Raw genomic sequence first — 1,035 nt, forward strand, 5'->3', positions numbered from 1 at the left:
AACGTGCCGATGCCGAGCGTCTCGCGGGGGTCCTCAAGGCCCTCGCCGACCCCGCTCGACTGCGGCTGCTCAGCCTGATCCAGTCGGCGCCCGAGGGCGAGGCGTGCGTGTGCGACCTGACCGCGCCTCTCGGCCTCTCGCAGCCGACGGTCAGTCACCACCTGCGTATCCTCACCGAGGCCGGCTTGCTGGAGCGGGAGAAGCGCGGTGTCTGGGCCTACTACCGGCTGGTGCCGTCCGCGATCGCCACGATCGCCGATCTGCTGACCCCGCCGCGCAAGCGCGCCACCAAGAAGGCACGCTGACCTGTACCGATCGTCCGGTGCCATCCCCGACCAGGGACGGCGCCGGACGCCCGGTCGGTCAGTGCTTGCCGTAGTGCTCGCGGGTCTCCCGGATCGCCTCCTCGGCGGCGGCCCGCTCCTGCGGGGTGGTGCCCCGCCTGGCGGCCAGCCACGCCCGCAGCAACTCGACGGCGATCGGGATGACCGAGATCCCCACGATGGCGATCAGGATCATCTCGATGTTCGCCTTGACGAACGGGATCTGGCCGAGGAAGTAGCCGAGCACGGTCACGCCCGTGCCCCAGAGGATGCCGCCGATCACGTTGTAGATCACGAACGTGCGGTAGTTCATCCGGCTGACCCCGGCCACGATCGGCGTGAACGTCCGCACGATCGGCACGAAGCGCGCCAGCACGATCGAGCGCGCGCCGTACTTCTCGAAGAAGTCGTGCGCCTTGAGCACGTTCTCCTGCTTGAACAGCCTCGAGTTCGGCCGGCGGAACAGCGCCGGGCCGACCTTGCGGCCGAACGCGTACCCCACCTGGTCGCCGGCGATCGCCGCGATGGTGATGAGCAGGCAGACGAGCCACAGCGGGTAGGTGATGTACTTCCCGTCCGCGGTGAGCAGCCCCGCCGTGAACAGCAGCGAGTCGCCGGGCAGGAAGAACCCGATCAGCAGGCCGGACTCGGCGAAGACGATGACCAGGATGCCGATCAGCCCGAACGTCGAGATCAACACCTCTGGATCGAG

2 protein-coding genes are annotated in these 1,035 nt (G+C 68.6%); one reads left to right on the forward strand and one right to left on the reverse strand.

Features of this window, described 5'->3' with window-relative positions; all coding sequences use genetic code 11:
- On the forward strand, positions 1-305 hold a 305-nt coding region (locus tag AB0E94_RS53285; protein ID WP_360344699.1), incomplete at its 5' end, for a metalloregulator ArsR/SmtB family transcription factor.
- Positions 306-363: 58 nt separating this feature from the next.
- On the opposite strand, the gene AB0E94_RS53290 is transcribed toward AB0E94_RS53285, so the two are convergent.
- The coding region (locus AB0E94_RS53290; protein ID WP_360344702.1) for a VTT domain-containing protein at positions 364-1,035 on the reverse strand (672 nt) is incomplete at its 5' end.

It is taken from the genome of Actinoplanes sp. NPDC026670 (genome assembly GCF_040638175.1).
GTDB lineage: Bacteria > Actinomycetota > Actinomycetes > Mycobacteriales > Micromonosporaceae > Actinoplanes.